The sequence below is a fragment of the Pseudomonas sp. Irchel 3E13 genome (genome assembly GCF_900187455.1).
Taxonomy (GTDB): domain Bacteria; phylum Pseudomonadota; class Gammaproteobacteria; order Pseudomonadales; family Pseudomonadaceae; genus Aquipseudomonas.
In genome coordinates this window covers 2833-4027 of the sequence record NZ_FYDX01000041.1, presented here as the reverse complement: position 1 = coordinate 4027, position 1195 = coordinate 2833, and the positions used below count along the sequence as shown (strand labels likewise).

The 1195-nt window shown below is 57.9% G+C and carries 2 protein-coding genes and 1 pseudogene; 1 reads left to right on the top strand and 2 read right to left on the bottom strand.

Features of this window, described 5'->3' with window-relative positions; genetic code table 11:
* A partial coding sequence (locus CKW37_RS32230) for an NAD(P)/FAD-dependent oxidoreductase (RefSeq protein WP_143502194.1) occupies positions 1–587 on the bottom strand: 587 nt, incomplete at its 3' end.
* A gap of 43 nt (positions 588–630) precedes the next feature.
* Positions 631–969: a helix-turn-helix transcriptional regulator gene (locus CKW37_RS32225; RefSeq protein ID WP_095160078.1), complete on the bottom strand. Its 339-nt coding sequence runs from the start codon at positions 967–969 to the stop codon at positions 631–633.
* Positions 970–1099: 130 nt separating this feature from the next.
* On the opposite strand from CKW37_RS32225, the pseudogene CKW37_RS33425 reads away from it, so the two are divergent.
* A pseudogene (locus CKW37_RS33425) lies at positions 1100–1195 on the top strand (transcriptional regulator); the annotation flags it as partial.

Below are 1195 nucleotides of genomic sequence, written 5' to 3'. Positions count from 1 at the left end.
GTGGCCAGCACGACCTGTGCAACGCCGGCAAGCTCATAGGCAATTTGAACCGCCGAGTTCGCCGCGCCGATCACGACGACACGCTGGTCGGCAAAGGCCTCGGGCGCTCGATACGCCGAGCTGTGCAGACAAGTCCCTGAAAACTGCCCTAGGCCAGGAATGTCAGGTATGTAGGGTCGGCTGAATCCACCAGAAGCCACTACCACGGCGCGCGAAGTGACGGCTGCCCCGTTGTCGCAACGGACTTCGAAAGTCTTGGCTTTCCGCACGACCTCCGCCACTCGGGTATTGCCCTGAAAAGGCAATTGGAACTCGGTGGCGTAGGCCTCCAGGTACTGCACCACTTCGTCTCGCAGCGGGTAGCCCTTGGGGTCGCCGGGAAACACCATCCCCGGTAGCGCGGAATACTCCGCCGGGGAGAACAACTGCAGGCTGTCGTAGTAGTTGCGCCAGTTCCCGCCAGGCTTGGCCTGCTCATCAAGGATCACAAAGTCCAAGCCATGCTGCTGTAGATGCCAGCCCAGCGCCATTCCAGCTTGGCCACCGCCGATCACCACTACGTCCAGAACACTACTCGATTCATTCATCTGTGCGCATCCATGCATATATAAGGGCAAAAAAAGGGTTGTCTTATGAGCAACACAGCGAAACCAACCCTTTGGTCCGCTGGAGCAGTCCCTCAAGGCGCTCGACGATCGCCCCACCATTCACCTCGTAAAACACCTGTCGCCCCACCTTGGTGGCCTTCACGATCTGGGCGTCATGCAGTACCTGCAGATGCCTGGAGATCACCGAGCGCTCCTGCGGCAGCTCTTTGGCGATTTCGCCGACATCCGCCCGGCCCAGCAGAAGCACGCGCTTGAACACCGCGACCCTGGAAGGTTCGCAGAGGGCTTTGAAGAAGACTTCGTCCAACGACTCGATGGCGGCGTCGATGGCTTGGGTACGGAGGTTCTGGTTGGTCGTCATGTCGCCAATATATGTGCACAAAGATGCACATGTAAAGCTGCTTATCATCTGCAGGGGTTGCGACATATTCGGAAAAGCGTATATTCGAAAAACCATATATTAGTTTGGTACCCGCACACAGAGAGCCGCCATGACTGACCCGCTCACCCCTACCAAGGTCTTCAAATGCCTCGCTGACGAGAACCGCATCCGGATGATGCTGCTGATCGCCCGTGAGGAAGAGTTG

Excerpts from the sequence above, each read along its gene's own strand:
- CKW37_RS32225 (WP_095160078.1), bottom strand. The coding sequence starts at position 969 with ATGACGACCAACCAGAACCTCCGTACCCAAGCCATCGACGCCGCCATC.